Source organism: Streptomyces xylophagus, from assembly GCF_000716435.1.
Classification (GTDB): Bacteria; Actinomycetota; Actinomycetes; order Streptomycetales; family Streptomycetaceae; genus Streptomyces; species Streptomyces xylophagus.
Genome location: NZ_JNWO01000007.1, coordinates 688,471 through 707,097, shown reverse-complemented (window position 1 = coordinate 707,097; position 18,627 = coordinate 688,471). Strand labels below are relative to the sequence as shown.

The window sequence follows — 18,627 nt, the reverse complement described above, 5'->3', positions numbered from 1 at the left end:
GTGTCGACAAAACCCCTCACGTGATGCTGTGGCCCTCCTGAGACGCGCCCGAAGGGCCCGGACCGGGTACCGTGCGGGCGTTATGCCGGGTTTTCGACGTCCTCCGGTGTGATCGTCCGCAGCTCCCCGTCCAGCAGCAGCCAGCGCGTGATGCCGATCGACTCCAGGAACGGCAGGTCGTGACTGGCCACGATCAGCGCCCCCTCGTACGACTCCAGCGCGGTGGTCAGCTGCCGCACGCTCGCCATGTCGAGGTTGTTCGTCGGCTCGTCCAGCATCAGCAGCTGCGGGGCGGGCTCCGCCAGCATCAGCGCGGCCAGCGCCGCGCGGAAGCGTTCGCCGCCGGACAGGGTCGCCGCCTTCTGGTCGGCGCGGGCGCCCCGGAACAGGAAGCGGGCCAGCCGGGCCCGGACCCGGTTGTTGGTGGCGCCCGGCGCGAACCGGGCCACGTTCTCGGCCACCGTCAGCTCACCGTCGAGGACGTCGAGCCGCTGCGGCAGGAAGCGCAGCGGGACATGCGCCTTCGCCTCGCCCGACACCGGCTCCAGCTCACCCGCGATCGTGCGCAGCAGGGTCGTCTTGCCCGCGCCGTTGCGCCCGATCAGCGCGATCCGCTCCGGCCCGCGCAGATCGAGCCCGCCGCGCACCCGGGCGCCGTGGGCGAGTTCCAGATCCAGGAGGGTCAGGACCGTACGGCCCGGCGGTACGGCCGTGTACGGCAGGTCGACGCGGATCTCGTCGTCGTCCCGTACGGCCTCCACCGCCTCGTCGAGCCGCTCCTTCGCCTCGGTGAGCCGCTCCTCGTGCAGGATGCGGTGCTTGCCCGCGGACTCCTGCGCGGACCGCCTGCGTGCGCCCATGACGATCTTCGGCTCGCGCTTCTGCTCGAACATCTTCTGCCCGTACTTCTTGCGCCGGGCCAACTTGACCTGGGCGTCGGACAGTTCGCGTTTCTGTTTGCGGAAGTCCGCCTCGGCGACGCGCACCATCCGTTCGGCGGCGTCCTGTTCGGTGGCGAGGGCCTCCTCGTAGGCGGAGAAGTTGCCGCCGTACCAGGTGATCTCGCCGGAGCGCAGGTCGGCGATCTGGTCGACGAGGTCGAGGAGTTCACGGTCGTGGCTGACCACGATCATCACTCCCGGCCAGGACGCGACGGCCGAGTACAGCCGTCTGCGGGCGTACAGGTCGAGGTTGTTGGTCGGTTCGTCGAGGAGCAGGACGTCCGGTCGGCCGAGCAGCAGCGCGGCCAGTCGCAGCAGTACCGACTCGCCGCCCGAGACCTCGCCGATGGTGCGGTCCAAGTCGATGTGTCCGAGGCCGAGTTCACCGAGGGTGGCCAGCGCTCTCTCCTCCACGTCCCAGTCGTCGCCGAGCGTCTCGAAGTGCTCCTCGGCCGCGTCGCCGGCCTCGATGGCGTGCAGGGCGGCCCGCCGCGCGGCGATGCCGAGGGTCTCGTCGACGCGCAGGGCGGTGTCGAGCGTGACGTTCTGCGGGAGGTAACCGACCTCGCCCGCGACCCGCACGGTGCCCTCGGCCGGGGTGAGTTCGCCCGCGATCAGCTTCAACAGGGTTGATTTTCCTGATCCGTTGACGCCGACGAGGCCGGTTCTGCCGGGTCCGAAGGAGACCTCCAGGTCATCGAGGACGGAGGTGCCGTCGGACCACGCGAAGGAGAGGGACGTACAGGTGACGGAGGTATGCATGAGGGCCTCGCGGTTGCTTGACGCGGTCAGGGGCGGACGCGTAGCGAGACACCGCGGGGCGGGAGACTGGTCCAGGGGCACAGGAAAAGCCCTGTTCCGGAGGACGGCTCGGACGCCGAGGTCGTACACGACGGACACACCTCAGGGGTGTGTGACGCGGTGTCTCAGAACCTCAGACGAGCAACGTCCTTCTCCAATCGACGGCAACAGGACCGAGGGAAACGCTACGAACGGTGCCGGAGGGCTGTCAACGCATTAAACGGCGCCCGCGCCCGCCACCTCGATGTCGGATTCCTGCCAGCCAGCGGCCGTCCGGGGCTGCTTGGGTAGGGCGTATGACGAACCAGAACACCCTCCGTGACCGGGCTCTGGCCTTCCGCTCGCTGCATGTGCCGGGGCGCCCGCTCGTCCTCCCGAACGCCTGGGACGCGGCGAGCGCCCGCATCGTCGAGGACGCGGGCGCGTCCGCCGTGGCGACCACCAGCGCGGGCCTCGCCTGGGCCCTCGGCGTCCCGGACGGGGACCGGTTGGACCGGGAGCGGGCCCTGGAGGCGGTCGCCCGGATCACCGCGACCGTCACCGTGCCGGTGAGCGCCGACATCGAGAGCGGCTTCGCGAAGGACCCGGCGGGCGTCGCCGACACGGTCCGCGCGGTGCTCGCCGCGGGTGCGGTGGGGGTGAACATCGAGGACGCGCTCTACGGGGGTGAGGGCGTCCTGCGTCCGGTCGCCGAGCAGGCCGAGCGCATCGCCGCCGCCCGTGAGGCCGCCGACGCGGAGGGCGTGCCGTTGTTCGTCAACGCGCGGATCGACACGTATCTGCGGGGCGTCGGGGGAGTGGACGAGACCCTGGAGCGGGCCGCCGCCTTCAGCGCCGCGGGCGCGGACGGGATCTTCGTCCCCGGGGTCGTCGAACCGGGAACCGTCAAGGAACTCGCCGACGGGATCGACGCACCGCTCAATGTGCTGGTCGGCCCCGGCGCACCGCCGGTCGCCGAACTGGCCGCGCTGGGCGTCGCCCGCGTGAGCGCCGGCTCCAGCGTCGCACTGGCCGCGTACGCCGTGGTCCGCCGTGCCGCGCGGGAGCTGCTGGACACGGGTACCTACGACGCGCAGTCGGGAGGGCTCGGCTACGGCGAGCTCAACTCGCTGCTGGGGTAAGAGGGTTGGCTCAGCAGGCGTCCCGCATCAGCTCGGCGAGGTCGTGGTCCAGGTCGAGCTGGAGGTGTTCGAGACCGGCGGGCACCAGCTGGTCGGTGGCCTGGAGGAAGCGGCGCACCTCGGACGAGTGGATGTGCACGACAGCGGTGCCCTCGGGGGCGTGGAACTCGAGGACGGTGCGGTCGAAGCCGTAGGGCCGCACCCGGACGTCGCCGTGGCCCTCGGCGCCGTGCAGGCCGGCCGCGAGGAGTTCCCGGGCGAAGGTCCAGCAGACCTCGACGCCCTCCAGGGTGGCCGGTGCCGGGAAGGTCATCCGGACGGCGAAGGGGTCCCGCCGGTCGTAGTGAAGGGTGGCGGGAATGCTCGGCATCCGCGGTGCGGCGGCGACGAGACGGGCCTCTACGGGCTGCTCGATGACGATGGACAACGCCTTGCTCCCTTGTGTGACGGCGGTACGGACTGCGGTGACGACCGGACGGACTCCCGAAAAGATTCCGGAACGGACCCCCGATTGGATTGGTCCGCACTGGAAGAGACGCCGGAACGGGCCAATCCGTGCACATGAATTTCTAGTGACCTCTGTCACCGCCGCCCATATGCGCTCAAGGCGGGCGAGGGCCATCTGGACGGTCCGGGGGGAGTGGGCTAGCTTCGCCCGCCATGAGGCGCATGGGGAAGACGCGACAGGTGGGACGTACATACCGCAGGCTGGCGGTCGGGATGATGTGCGGGGCGGCACTGGCCGTCCTGACCGCCGTACCGGCGCAGGCGCGGGACACGGCGCACCGGACTCCGCACTGGGAGCTGAAGGACAGCGGGGCCGCCGATGTGCGCTTCCGTGGGCTGTCGGCCGTCAGCCGGAACACCGCGTGGGTGGCCGGGACCGCGGGCACGGTGCTGCGGACCACCGACGGCGGGGCGAGCTGGCGGAACGTCTCGCCGCCCGGCACCACCGATCTGCAGTTCCGGGACATCGAGGCGTTCGACGCGCGCCGCGCGGTGGTGCTGGCGATCGGCGAGGGCGAGGCGTCCCGCGTCTACCGCACCGACGACGGCGGGACGACCTGGACCGAGTCCTTCCGCAACACCGACGCGAACGCCTTCTACGACTGCATGACCTTCTTCGACAGCCGCCACGGGCTCGCGATGAGCGACCCGGTGGACGGGAAGTTCCGCATCCTGTCGACCGGCGACGGCGGCCGTTCCTGGAAGGTGCTGCCCAGCACCGGGATGCCGGCCGCGCTCGACGGAGAGGCGGGCTTCGCGGCCAGCGGCCAGTGTCTGGTGAGTTCCGGGCCGAGGGACGTCTGGCTGGCCACCGGCGGGGGTGCACGCGCGCGTGTCCTGCACTCCGCCGACCGCGGCCTCACCTGGACGGCGACCGACACACCCATCCCTACCGGTGACCCCGCGCGCGGTGTGTTCGCGCTCGCCTTCCGCGACCGTACGCACGGCCTCGCGGTCGGCGGTGACTACAACGCGGGCCAGCCGTCACCGCTCGCGGCGGCCGTCACGGGCGACGGGGGCCGCACCTGGCGTCCCGCCACCACCCCGCCGCCCGCATACCGCTCCGGCGTCACCTGGCTGCCCCGCAGCCGCGGCACCGCCCTCGCGGTCGGCCCCACCGGCACGGACCTCACGACCGACGCCGGGCGCACCTGGCGGACGGTGGACACCGGCTCGTACGACACCGTGGACTGCGCGGCCGACCTCAGCTGCTGGGCCGCGGGGGAGAAGGGGCGCGTGGCGCGGCTGGAGGGCTGAGCGGGACAACAAGCGGCAACTCAGGCGCGCGCTGGACAAGTGAGGCCGGGGGCACGGCGGCTTCGCCGTGCCCCCAAGATCCCCGTACCCTCGGCACCACCATGACGACCGTACGCATTCCCGCGGGCTGGCCCGCGACCGAGGAGCAGGCCCGCGCCGTCCAGGACGAGTTGCGGGAGCGGGTGGTGACCGACGAACCGGGACCGCCGCCAAGGACGGGGCACGTCACGGGAGTTGACGTCGCCTACGACGACGAACGGGACGTGGTGGTGGCAGCGGCCGTCGTGCTGGACGCGACCGACCTCACCGTCGTCGCCGAGGCCACGGCCGTGGGCCAGGTCTCCTTCCCGTACGTGCCGGGTCTGCTCGCCTTCCGTGAAATCCCCACGGTGCTGGCCGCGTTGGACGCCCTGCCGTGCCCGCCCGGCCTGGTCGTGTGTGACGGCTACGGCCTCGCCCACCCCCGCCGCTTCGGCCTCGCCAGCCACCTCGGCGTCCTCACCGGCCTGCCCACGATCGGCGTCGCCAAGAACCCCTTCGCCTTCACCTACGACGACCCGGGCACCCCGCGCGGCTCCGCGTCCCCGCTCCGTGCGGACGCCGACGAGGTCGGCCGCGCGCTCCGCACCCGCGAGGGTGTGAAGCCGGTCTTCGTCTCCGTGGGCCACCGGGTGACCCTCGACAACGCCTGCGCCCACACCCTCGCGCTGACCCCCGCGTACCGGCTCCCGGAGACGACCCGCAGGGCCGACGCGCTGTGCCGGCGGGCGCTGCGGGAGGCGACCGCGTGAGTACCCGTACTGAGTACGTGGTCTGAGTACTTGTACGGATGTGGCGGCCCCCGTGTGATCGGCAGGCTGTCCGCATGACAACGCACCGTTCCCCGAAGCCCGTTGCCCACCCGAGCCAGCCCGTCGAGCGCGCCGTGACGATCGCGCTGGTCCTGTCCGTGGCGGCGGGCCTCGCCTGGATCGGCGGCATGATCTACACGCTGTGGCCGTGACGCCAACTCCCGCACCGGCGCGGGAAACACACGAGCCCCACACCGCAACAAGCGGCATGGGGCTCGGACTTGAGCGCCGGGCAGGCCTTGCACCTGCATCTCCCCGCAGGAAGCGGGACGTCTTTCCTTGGACCACCAACGCGCGACCAGACTCCGGGAGTTCCGGCGACCGGCTCGTGATCAACTATAGCCCATCGGGGTGAGGGCCCGACCCCGCCCGTTCACCTGCTCGCCGCCACCCGGAACACGATGCCCGCGGCGCGCAGCCGCTCGATGAGCGCGTCGCCCATCGCCACCGCCGTCGTCACCTGCCCCGCTGTGGGCGGGAGTTCGTCGAGGGCGAGGCAGAGGGCCGACTCGGCGAACATCTTCGCCGTCTCGTCGTAGCCGGGGTCGCCGCCCGCGACCTCCGTGAAGACGCGGCGGCCGCCGCCCTCGCCCACGAACTTCACGGAGAACCAGCTCTTCGCGCGCTTCTCCGCGCTCGGTCCGTCGCCCGGCTTGAGGCGGTCGGACAACCAGCGGCGGGCGGGCGGGAGTTGGGCGGCCGTGGCCAGCGCGCCGACCGCTGTGACACCGCCGAGCGCCACGGGAAGGTGTCGTACGGCCGCGTAGTGGCGGTAGCGGAAGTCGGGGCCGTAGCGCTCCAGGGCCCTGGCGGATCGTTCGACGACCTGCGGGTCGATGGTCGGCAGCGGCACCGCCCAGGAGCCGACCTCCCCGGCGAACCGCGGTGCCCCCATGGGCGCGGCGGCCCGGCGGCCCACCAGTCGTGGTTGGTGGCGTCGCCGCTCCCGGGCGGCGGCCAGCACCTGTCGGCCGCGCCCGAGTTGGGTCAGCGCCGTGGCGAACGTGCCGCCGGAGAACATCGCGTCGGCGGTCACGAAGCCGTCCACCGTGAGGGGCACCCCCTCCGGCAGTTGCCGGACGGTGAAGTACGCCCCCAGGTCGTGCGGAATCGAGTCGAAGCCCGCGGAGTGCACCAGCCGTGCACCGGTCTCACGCGCGCGTGCGTCATGGCGGACGTACGTCAGGTCGACGAACTCCGGCTCGCCGCTGAGGTCGAGATAGTCGGTGCCGGTGTCCGCGCACGCGGCGACCAGGTCCTCGCCGTAGGTGACGTAGGGGCCGACCGTCGTGGCCACCACGCGCGCGTGCTCGGCGAGTTCGCGCAGGGAGGCCGGGTCGGACACGTCCGCCCGCAGGACGCCCACCGACGTGCCGCCGGGCAGCCGTTCGCGCAGGCGCTTCAGCTTCAGCTCGTCGCGGCCGGCGATCGCCCAGCGCAGGCCCTCGGGCGCGTGCGCGGCGAGATACTCCGCGGTGAGCACGCCGACGAAGCCGGTGGCTCCGAAGAGCACGATGTCGTAAGGACGATCCGTCCTGTTCAGCCTGCTCATGACACTCCTGGGTCCCGCAGCCCGCGCCGCTGTCGGTGGCTGAGGCTAGCGTGAAGAGTGCGGAGCCCGACGACGAGCCCGGAGGTATCAGGTGGCCGTGCCCAGGAACGCCCTGAAGAAGTGGGCGAAAGTACGCGAGTTCGCCCTCGGGCTGCCGGGTGCCACTGAAGAGTTCCCCTGGGGCGAGAGCGTCGCGAAGGTCAACAAGAAGGTGTTCGTCTTCCTCGGTGTCGACGACGGCAGTTACCCGCTCGCGCTCACCGTGAAGCTGACGGACGAGTCGGCCCACGCACACGCGCTCACCTCACCCGGCGCCGAGCCCGCCGGCTACGGCCTCGGCAAGGCCGGCTGGGTGCGCGTCCCCCTCGCCGAGCCGGGCGCCCCGGCCGCCGAGCTGCTGTGCGACTGGGTGGAGGAGAGCTACCGCGTGATCGCCCCCAAGCGCTTGATAACCGAGTTGGACGCAGCCGATCACGGTTGACGGCGGGTAACTTGGCTAAGCGCTTGCTCGCCCAGGTCTTGTGTCGAGTGGAACACGTTCCTAACATCACTGGTGTTACATCAGTTGTGTCACAGCTGGGGGCTGGATGACAGCGGCAACGACGCCCGGGCACGGCCCGCTCTCCGGCGTGCGCGTCGTCGAGCTGGCCGGCATCGGCCCCGGCCCCTTCGCGGCCATGCTCCTCGCCGACCTGGGCGCCGACGTCGTCCGCGTCGACCGGCCCGGCGGCCCCGGACTCGGGATCAGCCCCGAGCACGACATCACCAACCGCAACAAACGCTCGGTGCTCGTCGACCTGAAGTCGCCCGAGGGCCCCGCGCGCGTGCTCGACCTGGTGGCACGCGCCGACATCCTGATCGAGGGCAACCGCCCCGGCGTCACCGAGCGCCTCGGCGTCGGCCCCGAGCCCTGCCACGCCCGCAATCCCCGGCTCGTCTACGGCCGGATGACCGGCTGGGGCCAGGACGGACCCCTCGCCCAGCGCGCCGGACACGACATCGCGTACATCGCGCTCACCGGCACCCTCGGCATGATCGGCAGCCCGGGGGAGCCCCCGCCCGCTCCCGCCAACCTGCTCGGCGACTACGCGGGCGGCTCGCTCTACCTCGTCGTCGGCGTCCTCGCCGCGCTGCACCACGCGCGCGTGACCGGCACCGGCCAGGTCGTCGACGCCGCCATCGTCGACGGCACCGCCCACCTCTCCGCGATGATCCACGGCATGCTCGCCGCCGGCGGCTGGCAGGACCGGCGCGCCGCGAACCTCCTCGACGGCGGCTGCCCGTACTACGGCACGTACGAGACCGCCGACGGGAAGCACATGGCGGTGGGCGCCCTGGAGCCGCAGTTCTACGCCGAGTTCGTACGCCTGCTCGACCTCGCCGACTTCGCCGACGCCCGCCGGGACTGGACCCGTTGGGGCGAGCTGCGCGAGGCGGTCGCGGCCCGCTTCCGGAGCCGTACGAGAGACGAGTGGACCGTCGTCTTCGAGGGCACGGACGCGTGCGTGGCGCCCGTGCTGTCGCTCCGTGAGGCCCCTGAGCATCCGCATCTCGCCGCGCGCGGGACCTTCACCGAGCACGGCGGGATCACCCAGCCCGCCCCCGCACCCCGGTTCTCCGGAACGCCCACCTCGGTACGCGGCGGGCCCGCCCTACCGGGTGCCGACACCTCGGACGTGGCCCGTGACTGGGACGTCCCCCGGCTTGCCGACGTCGTTGAGGACGGTGATCGGGGAACACCTCGACGCGTCCTCGAAAACCCTCAGTGAAAGGCTTGGCAGTGAGCACCGAAGCGTATGTCTACGACGCGATCCGCACCCCGCGCGGGCGCGGCAAGGCGAACGGGTCCCTGCACGGGACGAAGCCCATCGACCTGGTCGTCGGACTCATCCACGAGATCCGCGACCGCTTCCCGGACCTGGACCCCGCCGCGATCGACGACATCGTGCTCGGTGTCGTCGGCCCGGTCGGCGACCAGGGCTCCGACATCGCTCGGATCGCCGCCGTGGCCGCCGGGCTGCCGGACACGGTGGCCGGCGTACAGGAGAACCGCTTCTGTGCCTCGGGTCTGGAGGCCGTCAACATGGCCGCCGCCAAGGTGCGTTCGGGCTGGGAGGACCTCGTCCTCGCCGGTGGCGTCGAGTCGATGTCACGGGTGCCGATGGCCTCGGACGGCGGTGCCTGGTTCAACGACCCGATGACGAACCTCGCCGTCAACTTCGTGCCCCAGGGCATCAGCGCCGACCTGATCGCCACGATCGAGGGATTCTCGCGGCGTGATGTGGACGAGTACGCGGCGCTCTCCCAGGAGCGGGCGGCCACCGCGTGGAAGGAGGGCCGCTTCGACCGGTCCGTCGTCCCGGTCAGGGACCGAAGCGGGCTTGTCGTCCTCGACCACGACGAGCACCTGCGCCCGGGCACCACCGCCGACTCCCTCGCCCGGCTGAAGCCGTCCTTCGCGGACATCGGGGAACTCGGCGGCTTCGACGCCGTGGCCCTCCAGAAGTACCACTGGGTGGAGAAGATCGACCACGTCCACCACGCGGGCAACTCCTCCGGCATCGTCGACGGCGCCTCCCTCGTCGCCATCGGCTCCAAGGAGGTCGGCGAGCGCTACGGCCTCACCCCGCGCGCGCGGATCGTCTCCGCCGCCGTCTCCGGCTCCGAGCCGACCATCATGCTCACCGGGCCCGCACCGGCCACCCGCAAGGCCCTCGCCAAGGCCGGGCTGACCATCGACGACATCGACCTGGTCGAGATCAACGAGGCATTCGCCGCGGTCGTCCTGCGCTTCGTGCGGGACATGGACCTGTCCCTGGACAAGGTCAACGTCAACGGCGGCGCCATCGCGCTCGGCCACCCGCTCGGCGCCACCGGCGCGATCATCCTCGGCACGCTCATCGACGAACTGGAGCGCCAGGACAAGCGCTACGGCCTCGCCACGCTGTGCGTCGGCGGCGGCATGGGCATCGCGACGATCGTCGAGCGCCTCTGAGGAGCCCGGCGGCCACCGGAGATCACCGCTGCGACCAGCGATCTCCGCGGCCACCCGAGGCTTCCGCGGCGACCAGAGACTTCTACGGAGAACCCCTCATGACCGAGAGCACCACCATCCGCTGGGAACAGGACGACACCGGCGTCGTCACCCTCGTCCTCGACGACCCCGACCAGTCCGCGAACACCATGAACGCGGCCTTCCGCGACTCCCTCGCCGCGATCACCGAGCGCCTGGAGGCCGAGCAGGACTCCATCCGCGGCATCATCGTCACCTCCGCCAAGAAGACCTTCTTCGCGGGCGGCGACCTGCGCGACCTGATCCGCGTCACCCCGGACACCGCACAGGAGTTGCTCGACGGCGGCCTCGCCATCAAGCGCAACCTGCGCCGCATCGAGACCCTCGGCAAGCCGGTCGTCGCCGCGCTCAACGGCGCGGCCCTGGGCGGCGGTTACGAGATCGCCCTCGCCTGCCACCACCGGGTCGCCCTCGACGCGCCCGGCTCCAAGATCGGCTGCCCCGAGGTCACCCTCGGCCTGCTCCCCGGCGGCGGCGGAGTCGTCCGTACGGTACGGCTGTTGGGCATCACCGACGCGCTGCTGAAGGTGCTGCTCCAGGGCACCCAGTACAGCCCGCGACGCGCCCTCGACAACGGCCTGATCCACGAAGTGGCCGCCACGCCCGACGAGTTGATCGCCAAGGCCCGCGCCTTCATCGACACCAACCCACAGTCGCAGCAGCCCTGGGACAAGCCCGGCTACCGCATCCCGGGCGGCACCCCGGCCAACCCGAAGTTCGCGGCCAACCTGCCCGCCTTCCCGGCCTCCCTGCGCAAGCAGACCAACGGCGCTCCCTACCCGGCCCCGCGCAACATTCTGGCCGCCGCTGTCGAGGGCGCCCAGGTGGACTTCGAGACCGCGCAGGTCATCGAGGCCCGCTACTTCGTGGAGCTGGCGGCCGGCCAGACCTCGAAGAACATGATCCAGGCGTTCTTCTTCGACCTCCAGGCCGTCAACTCCGGCGCCAACCGCCCGAAGGGCATCGAGTCCCGCCCGGTCCGCAAGGTCGCAGTCCTCGGCGCCGGGATGATGGGCGCCGGCATCGCTTACTCGTGCGCCCGCGCGGGCATCGACGTCGTCCTGAAGGACGTGGCGGACGAGGCGGCGGCCAAGGGCAAGGCCTACTCCGAGAAGCTCTGCGCCAAGGCGGTCTCCCGCGGCCGTACGACCCAGGAGAAGGCGGACGCGCTGCTCGCCCGCATCACCCCCACCGCCGATCCGCAGCAACTCGCGGGCTGCGACGCGGTGATCGAGGCCGTCTTCGAGGACACCTCGCTCAAGCACAAGGTGTTCCAGGAGATCCAGCACATCGTCGAGCCCGACGCACTGCTCTGCTCCAACACCTCCACCCTCCCCATCACCGCCCTCGCCGAAGGCGTGGAGCGTCAAGTCGACTTCATCGGGCTGCACTTCTTCTCGCCGGTCGACAAGATGCCCCTCGTCGAGATCATCAAGGGCGAGCGCACCGGCGACGAGGCCCTCGCCCGCGCCTTCGACCTGGTCCGGCAGATCAATAAGACGCCGATCGTCGTCAACGACTCGCGCGGCTTCTTCACCTCACGCGTGATCGGGCAGTTCATCAACGAGGGCGTCGCGATGGTCGGCGAGGGCATCGAGCCCGCGTCCATCGAGCAGGCCGCCGCGCAGGCCGGCTACCCGGCCAAGGTCCTCTCCCTGATGGACGAGTTGACGCTCACCCTCCCGCGCAAGATCCGCAACGAGTCGAAGCGGGCCGTCGAGGAAGCGGGCGGCACCTGGCCCGCGCACCCCGCCGAGGCCGTCATCGACCGCATGGTCGACGAGTTCGGCCGCACCGGGCGCAGCGGCGGCGCGGGCTTCTACGACTACGGCGACGACGGCAAGCGCGCCGGTCTCTGGCCGGGCCTGCGCGAGCACTTCACCCGCGAGGGCGCCGAGATCCCCTTCGAGGACATGCAGGAACGCATGCTCTTCTCCGAGGCGCTCGACACGGTCAAGCTCCTTGAGGAAGGCGTCCTGACGTCCGTCGCCGACGCCAACATCGGGTCCATCTTCGGGATCGGCTTCCCCGGCTGGACCGGTGGTGTCCTGCAGTACATCAACGGCTACGAGGGCGGCCTGCCCGGCTTCGTGGCACGCGCGCGTGCGCTCGCCGAGCGCTACGGGGAGCGGTTCACGCCGCCCGCGCTGCTCGTGGAGAAGGCCGAGAAGGGGGAGCGGTTCACCGACGCGCGCTGACGTATCGCTGAGCGACACGCTGCCCTTGCCCTCGGGGGACGGGACCCCGACGCTGACCGGCGAACCGGTCACCGGTCCCGTCCCCGAGGAGCCCCCCATGGGTCACCGTCCCGCCCTCGCCTTCCTCGACATCCTGCGCGACGAGGGCGTGGACCGGATCTTCGGCAACCCCGGCACCACCGAACTCCCGTTCCTGGCCGCCCTGTCGGAGACCGAGAACGCCCCCGAGTACGTCCTCGGCGTCCACGAGGGCGCCGTCGTCTCCATGGCCGACGGCTACGCACGCGGCACCGGCCGCCCCGCCTTCGTCAGCCTCCACATCGCCGCCGGACTCGCCAACGGCCTCATCGGCCTTCTCAACGCCCGCCGTTCGCGCACCCCGCTCGTCGTCACGGCCGGCCAGCAGGACCGCCGCCACCTCCAGCAGGACCCCATGCTCTCCGGCGACCTCCTCGGCCTCGCGCGGCCCGCGGTGAAGGCGACGTACGACATCCAGCACGCCCGCGACCTGCCCCTCGCCCTGCGCCGCGCCTTCGCCCACTCCCAACGGCCGCCCGCAGGACCGGTGTTCCTGTCTCTCCCCATGGACCTGCTCGCCGAGGACACAGAGATCGAGGTCCCCGCCCGCACCGCCCCGCCCCGGCCGGGCCCCGCCGCCGGACTCGACCGGGCCGCCGTACTGCTCGGCGGCGCCGCCCGCCCCGCGATCGTCGCCGGGGACGGAGTGGGCCGCGAGGACGCGGTGGCCGCGCTGGTCCGTACGGCGGAGGCCTGCGGGGCGACCGTCCACCACCAGCCGATGGCCGACTGCCTCAACTTCCCTCCCACACACCCCCTTTACGCCGGCATGCTGCCACCCCGCCACGACGCGATCCGGGCCGCCCTCGCGTCGTACGACGCCGTCCTGATCGTCGGATCCCACGCGTTCACGCCCCACCACTACAGCCCGGGTCCCGCCCTGCCGCCCGGTATCACCGTCGTCCAACTCGACTCCGACGCCGAGGAGATCGGCCGCAACTTCCCCGCCGACGCGGGGCTCGTCGGCGCGCTCGCACCCTCGCTCCACCGGCTCGCCGAGCTGCTGCGCGAGCAGGTGCCCGACCACACCGCGAAGGCCCGCGTCCTGCGCGCGGGCGAACGGCACACCGCCGAACGGGAGCGTGCCGAGTACGCCGCCCGCGCCGCCTACTCGTCCGCGCCCCTCGCCCCTTGGGCCGCCGCCCATGCCGTGGCACGCGGGCTGCCGCCGGACGCCGTGGTGGTCGAAGAGGCCATCACCGTCGGCCTGTTGCTCCGTCGGCTGCTACGACTCGACCGTCCCGGCAGCTACGTCCACACCGTCGGCGGCGGCCTCGGCTGGGGCATCGGCGCCGCCGTCGGCCGCTCGCTCGCCGAACCCGGGCGGCCAGTCGTCTCGGTCCTCGGCGACGGCTGTGCGCTGTTCGGACTCCAGGGGCTGTGGAGCGCGGCGCGGCAGCAGGTCCCGGTGCTGTTCGTGGTGATGGGCAACGGGAGTTACCGCACGCTCCAGGACACCTACGAGGCGATGGGCGGCAACGGACGTTGCCCCGGCACCGAGTTGGGCGCCCTGGACTTCACCCGGGCCGCGCGCTTCTTCGGGGTCGACGCGGTCCGGGCGGAGAGCGCGGACCACCTGCGTGAACTGGTCGCCGGAGTCGACGAGTTGACGCGCCCGATGCTCGTCGACGTACCGCTGCGGACCTCGTAGAGATACCGCTTCGATTGCGGTCGCGACTCACCGTGACCCACACCTTGTCACCCGTGCGCGGAAGCGACCACCATCGGTCCATGACGGACGGGCCGCTTCCGAAGTCGGTGCTCGCACGCGGGGTGTTGCTGCTCCGCGCCTGCGGCGACGCCGAGACCGCGCTCTCCCTCGCCGAACTCGCCCTGCGCACCGGGCTGCCCAAGCCGACGGCACACCGGCTGATCGGCGAGCTGGTCCGGCTCGGCCTGGTGGACCGCACCCCCGAAGGCAGCTACCGCATCGCGCTCGCCCTCTTCGTCCTCGGTCAATCGTCGCCGTCCGTACGGGAGTTGCGGGACGTGGCGCTGCCCTACCTGGGCGATCTGCACGAGGCGACCCACGAGAACGTCCACCTGGCCGTCCCGGACGGCACCGACACCCTCTTCCTGGAGAAGATCACCGGCCGCCGCGCCACCCCGATCGTCTCCCGCACCGGCGGCCGGCTCCCCGCCCACTGCACCGCCACCGGCAAGGTCTTCCTCGCCCAGGACCCCCGCCCGCCCCACCGCACCCTGCCCCGCCTCACCCCGCGCACCCTGGTCCTCCCCGGCCAACTCGCCCGCGACCTCGCCCTCACCCGGGCCCGCGGCTACGGCGTCAACCTCGAAGAGGCCGAGATCGGCATCTCGGCGGTCGCGGCCCCCGTCTACGCCCCCGACCGCGGCCCCCGCCCGATCGCCGCGATCTCCGTCACCGGCGGCACCCGCCGCCTGGACGTGGACCGCATCGGGGCACGGCTGTGCGCGGCGGCACGGGCGATCACCCGGACCCTGTCGGTCTGACGCGGCCACCTCCGGACCCCGTCAGTCCGACGCCGCCACCTCCGGCCGCTGCATCGCCACCGCCAGCCCGTGCTCCGTCAGCCGCTCACCGCGCACCTCCTCCGTGACCCGCCCCCGCACGAACACCAGCACCCGGTCGCACACCTCCGTCAGTTCCGCGAGATCCGTCGAGGCGATCAGGACGGCCGCGCCGCCCGCCGCCAACTCGCCGACGATACGGTGCATTTCGGCGCGTACACCGACGTCGACACCCCGGGTCGGATCGTCCAGGACGACGATCTTCGGCTCCGTCGCGAGCCACTTGGCGAAGACGACCTTCTGCTGGTTGCCGCCGGACAACCGGGCGACCAGGTCGTACGGCCCACCGCGCAGCCGTAGCCGCTCGGTCAACTCGACGGTGCGGCGCACCAGTTCGGAGCGGGAGGGGGCGATCCCGCCCCGGCCCAGCGCCAGCCAGCTGACCGCCGTGGTGTTCTCCCACACCGTACGGTCCACCATCAGCCCGTACCGTTTGCGGTCGCTCGGCACGAAGGCGACACCCGCGCGTACCGCGTCCCGCAGCGAGCGTGGCAGCCCCCGGCCGCCGACGTCCACCCGGCCCCCGGAGACCGCCGTACGCCCGCACACCACCGCCAACGCGTCGAGATGGCCCGCCCCTTGCAGCCCGGCGACCCCGACCACTTCACCCGCCCGCACGGTGAAGGTCACGTCGGTCAGCCTTCCGGGGACCGTGACCTCGGACAGCACCACCGGCGGCGGCAGGTCGACCAACGACCGGGCCCGGCGCGGCGGTTGCTCCGGTCGGCCGCCCAGCATCGCCGACACCAGCTCCGGCACGTCGACCTCGGCGCGCTCCACGCCCGCCAGCGCGACCCGCCCGTCCCGCAGGACCGTCACGCGCTGCGCGAAGCGCATCACCTCGTCGAGGAAGTGGGTGACGTAGAGGACGGCGATGCCCCGGTCGGTCAGCGTGCGCAGGACGCGTTCGAGGCGGTCGACGGCGGCGGCCGGGAGCGCCGACGTCGGCTCGTCGAGGATCAGCAGCTTGGGGCGCCGCAGCAGAGCCCGGGCGATCTCCGTCAACTGCTGGTCAGCGAGGGGGAGTTCACCCAGTTCCGTGCGGGGGTCCACGTCCAGGCCGAGTTCCGCGAGGACCGGTCGGGCCGCCCGGTCCATGGCGCCCCGGTCCAACAGGCCCAGGCGCAGCGGCGGATGCTGCGGGAAGAGGTTCTCCCGCACGGTGAGGTCCGGGAAGAGGCTCAACTCCTGGGAGACGACGGCGATCCGGGCGTCCTTCGCAGCCCGCACCGTCCCGCCGTCCGCGCCCAGCGTCCCCGACAGGATGCGCACGAGCGTCGACTTCCCGGCACCGTTCTCACCCACCAGCGCGTGCACCTCGCCACCGCTCAGCCGGATCGACGCACCGTCCAACGCCCGTACGCCGCCATAGGACTTGACCAGTTCCTCCGCCACGAGGATGTCGCCGTGGGCCATGTCAGCGCGCGTCCTTCAGTGGCTTGAGGTTGGCCGTCTGGTCGCCGAGCAGCTTGTCGATCGTCGGCTTGTACCAGTCGTACGCGGCCTGCGCCGACTTCTGCCGGGCGATGATCTCGTCGATGTTGGAGGAGTCGACGACTCCGCCGGGGGACAGGAACCAACCGTCGGGCAGCTTGCCCTTCTTGTCGCGCACGGCCTCGATCAGCATCGCCGTGGACAGATAGCCCTTCAGGAAGTGCTGCGGGTCGATGGTCACGAAGTTGGAGCCGTCCTTCACCGCGTCCAGGGTCTTCGGGTCGACGTCGAAGCCGGCCGTCAGCCACTTGCCGTGCTCGGCCTTCTTGATCTTCGCGAGGTTGTAGCTGTCGGCGTCACCGACACCGAGGAAGGCGAGCGCGTCCGGGTGCGCGTTCACCTGCGCGGACCAGGAGCTGTAGTTCTGCCCGGGATCGCTGTACGTCTGGAAGGGGCCCAGGATCTTGACCCCGGGCGCCTCCTTCTTGAAGGTGTCGGCGATGCCCTTCGCGCGGTTGTCGAGGACCGGCGTCCCCGGGTTGGGCACCCCGATCACGACCTGCCCCTTCGGATCGCTGCCGAGCCGTTTCAACGCCTCCTTCGCCATCAGCTCGCCGAGCGCGTAATTGTCGTTCCCCACATAGAAGTTGACCTTGCTGCCGTCGGTGGGGGACGTGTCCAGGGCGACGATCGGGATGCCCTGGTCCACGGCGCGTGCGGCGGGCCGGGTGAAGATCGGCGGGTCGAGGTTCTCCAGGACGATGCCGTCCTTGGCGATCGCCGTGAGGTTCTGGAACAGCTGCACCTCGGCGGGCCCGTCCGTGTTGGGCGGTCCCACGGCCTTGAAGTCGACCTTCCCCGCGTGGCTCGCGGCGCTCTGCGCGCCCAGCACCATCTCGTGGGCGAAGTTCAGGGAGATGTTGGCGACCGAAATCCCCATCTCCAGCTTGCCGTTCTTTCCGCCGGAGCCTCCGACGCTGCCGCAGCCTGCGGTGGCCAGCAGGACCAGGGCGCCGAGCGCCGCGGACCACGTACGCGAACGGGGGTGCATCACGGCCTCCAAAAGGCTGGACCACAGGGGGACTTGGACGGCGCGGGGGGCTTGGACGGCTGAGGGTTCGGACGCTCGGGGGAGTTCACCTGCGACGGCGTCCGGTGCGGCGCAGCGCGCTGTCGGCCGCGACGGCGACGAGGATCACCCCGCCGGTCGCGAACGACGTCCAGTTGATGGGTACTTCGAAGAACACCAGGCCGGAGGCGACGACCGACAGGATCATCGCCCCGGCCACCGCGCCGACCACCGAACCGCGGCCCCCGGCCAGTGGAGTGCCGCCGATGATGCACGCGGCGATCGCCTGCAACTCGTAGCCCTGGCCGAGTGTTGGGTCCCCGGCGCCGTAGAAGGCGAGCGCGAGCGCGGCGGCGCACGCCGTGGTCAGGCCGGACAGGGCCAGTGCCTGGATACGGGTGCGGACGACCGGGATGCCGCTGAAGGCGGCGGCGTCGGGGTTGGACCCGATCGCCCGCACCCGGGCCCCGAAGCGCGTCCGGGACAGCACGACCGTCAGCACGACGATCACCGCGAGCAGCACCCACAGGGCGAATGGCACCCCGCCAGGATCGCCGCCCGCGAAGGTGAAGAACGAGTCGTTCAGGGGGAGATCGGTGATCTGCTTGCCGTCCGCGAGCGCCAGTCCGACACCCCGGAAGAGCATGAGCGTGCCCAGGGTGACGATGAACGACGGCAGCGCCAGCAGCGTCGTCACCAGCGCGTTGAACACGCCCAGCGCGATCCCGGTGGCCAGCATCACCGGCACCGCCAGCCAGGGCGCGGTGCCGTCCCGGATCAGCAACGCCCCGACGACCAGGCACATCGCGTAGGTCCCGCCCACGGACAGATCGACCTCGCGCATCGACAGCGCGAAGACCATGCCGCACGCCATCAGCGAGATGTAGACGGAGTTGTGGGCGGTGGACAGGAGGTTGTTCGTGTCGAGGAAGTCCGGGTAGGGGATGCCGATCCCGGCGATCAGCAACCCCAGCACGAGCAGCACACCGAACTCGTCCCGGACCCACCGACGCGGCACCGGCTCCGACGCACGCGCGGACGGCCTGAGTCGACGCCACCGGCGCGTCAACCGGCCCTGCCCGCCGCCCTGTTCGCGGGCGCGCTCGGCGTCGTCCACGGCACGCTCGGTCTCGGTCATCGGGCACGGCTCCCGTACGGCTGGTGCTGGGGTCGTCACGCAGGGTGGGCCCACCGG

The 18,627-nt window shown here is 71.7% G+C and carries 16 protein-coding genes; 10 read left to right on the top strand and 6 right to left on the bottom strand.

What is annotated here, in order from left to right; genetic code table 11:
* Positions 1 to 80: 80 nt before the first annotated feature.
* Positions 81 to 1,703 carry an ABC-F family ATP-binding cassette domain-containing protein gene (locus OO70_RS18120; RefSeq protein WP_043671566.1) on the bottom strand — a complete coding sequence of 541 codons (1,623 nt, stop codon included), beginning with the start codon at positions 1,701 to 1,703 and terminating at the stop codon, positions 81 to 83.
* Between the two features lie 335 nt (positions 1,704 to 2,038).
* Here OO70_RS18120 and OO70_RS18115 point away from each other — a divergent pair, with 335 nt between their 5' ends.
* Positions 2,039 to 2,863 carry an isocitrate lyase/PEP mutase family protein gene (locus OO70_RS18115; RefSeq protein ID WP_043671563.1) on the top strand — a complete coding sequence of 275 codons (825 nt, stop codon included), beginning with the start codon at positions 2,039 to 2,041 and terminating at the stop codon, positions 2,861 to 2,863.
* A gap of 10 nt (positions 2,864 to 2,873) precedes the next feature.
* Here the strand turns inward: OO70_RS18115 and ssgD are convergent, their stop codons facing one another.
* Complete coding sequence (gene ssgD, locus OO70_RS18110) at positions 2,874 to 3,290, bottom strand: spore wall synthesis regulator SsgD (protein WP_043671560.1); 417 nt, start codon at positions 3,288 to 3,290, stop codon at positions 2,874 to 2,876.
* Between the two features lie 242 nt (positions 3,291 to 3,532).
* Here ssgD and OO70_RS18105 point away from each other — a divergent pair, with 242 nt between their 5' ends.
* The 3 genes from OO70_RS18105 (at position 3,533) to mmpA (ending at position 5,630) form a co-directional block, all read left to right on the top strand.
* Positions 3,533 to 4,627, top strand: a complete 1,095-nt coding sequence (locus OO70_RS18105; RefSeq protein ID WP_051741339.1) for a WD40/YVTN/BNR-like repeat-containing protein — start codon at positions 3,533 to 3,535, stop codon at positions 4,625 to 4,627.
* Positions 4,628 to 4,728: 101 nt separating this feature from the next.
* Positions 4,729 to 5,418: an endonuclease V gene (locus OO70_RS18100; protein ID WP_043671557.1), complete on the top strand. Its 690-nt coding sequence runs from the start codon at positions 4,729 to 4,731 to the stop codon at positions 5,416 to 5,418.
* Between the two features lie 74 nt (positions 5,419 to 5,492).
* On the top strand, positions 5,493 to 5,630 hold the full coding sequence (gene mmpA / locus OO70_RS55360) for a morphogenic membrane protein MmpA (RefSeq protein ID WP_199824137.1): 138 nt from the start codon (positions 5,493 to 5,495) through the stop codon (positions 5,628 to 5,630).
* 221 nt (positions 5,631 to 5,851) lie between these two features.
* Here mmpA and OO70_RS18095 read toward each other — a convergent pair whose 3' ends face one another.
* Positions 5,852 to 7,030, bottom strand: a complete 1,179-nt coding sequence (locus OO70_RS18095; protein WP_043671554.1) for a saccharopine dehydrogenase family protein — start codon at positions 7,028 to 7,030, stop codon at positions 5,852 to 5,854.
* 91 nt (positions 7,031 to 7,121) lie between these two features.
* Between OO70_RS18095 and OO70_RS18090 the strand changes: the two genes are divergently transcribed.
* From OO70_RS18090 to OO70_RS18065, 6 genes are all read left to right on the top strand, one after another.
* Positions 7,122 to 7,511, top strand: coding sequence for an MmcQ/YjbR family DNA-binding protein (locus OO70_RS18090; RefSeq protein ID WP_043671551.1), 390 nt, complete (start codon positions 7,122 to 7,124; stop codon positions 7,509 to 7,511).
* Positions 7,512 to 7,617: 106 nt separating this feature from the next.
* On the top strand, positions 7,618 to 8,799 hold the full coding sequence (locus OO70_RS18085; RefSeq protein WP_051741337.1) for a CaiB/BaiF CoA transferase family protein: 1,182 nt from the start codon (positions 7,618 to 7,620) through the stop codon (positions 8,797 to 8,799).
* A gap of 11 nt (positions 8,800 to 8,810) precedes the next feature.
* Positions 8,811 to 10,025, top strand: a complete 1,215-nt coding sequence (locus OO70_RS18080) for an acetyl-CoA C-acetyltransferase (RefSeq protein WP_043671545.1) — start codon at positions 8,811 to 8,813, stop codon at positions 10,023 to 10,025.
* A 98-nt stretch (positions 10,026 to 10,123) separates the two neighbouring features.
* Positions 10,124 to 12,301: a 3-hydroxyacyl-CoA dehydrogenase NAD-binding domain-containing protein gene (locus OO70_RS18075; protein ID WP_043671542.1), complete on the top strand. Its 2,178-nt coding sequence runs from the start codon at positions 10,124 to 10,126 to the stop codon at positions 12,299 to 12,301.
* Positions 12,302 to 12,398: 97 nt separating this feature from the next.
* A complete protein-coding gene (locus OO70_RS18070) occupies positions 12,399 to 14,030 on the top strand; it encodes a thiamine pyrophosphate-binding protein (protein WP_043671539.1) in 1,632 nt (543 codons plus the stop codon).
* Between the two features lie 80 nt (positions 14,031 to 14,110).
* Entirely contained in the window at positions 14,111 to 14,851 is a 741-nt protein-coding gene (locus OO70_RS18065; RefSeq protein WP_043671536.1) for an IclR family transcriptional regulator, read from the top strand.
* Between the two features lie 21 nt (positions 14,852 to 14,872).
* On the opposite strand, the gene OO70_RS18060 is transcribed toward OO70_RS18065, so the two are convergent.
* The 3 genes from OO70_RS18060 to OO70_RS18050 form a co-directional block, all read right to left on the bottom strand.
* Positions 14,873 to 16,345 carry a sugar ABC transporter ATP-binding protein gene (locus tag OO70_RS18060; RefSeq protein ID WP_043671533.1) on the bottom strand — a complete coding sequence of 491 codons (1,473 nt, stop codon included), beginning with the start codon at positions 16,343 to 16,345 and terminating at the stop codon, positions 14,873 to 14,875.
* 1 nt (position 16,346) lies between these two features.
* Complete coding sequence (locus OO70_RS18055) at positions 16,347 to 17,414, bottom strand: sugar ABC transporter substrate-binding protein (RefSeq protein WP_043671530.1); 1,068 nt, start codon at positions 17,412 to 17,414, stop codon at positions 16,347 to 16,349.
* Between the two features lie 85 nt (positions 17,415 to 17,499).
* Positions 17,500 to 18,570: an ABC transporter permease gene (locus OO70_RS18050; protein ID WP_043671527.1), complete on the bottom strand. Its 1,071-nt coding sequence runs from the start codon at positions 18,568 to 18,570 to the stop codon at positions 17,500 to 17,502.
* Positions 18,571 to 18,627 lie beyond the last annotated feature (57 nt).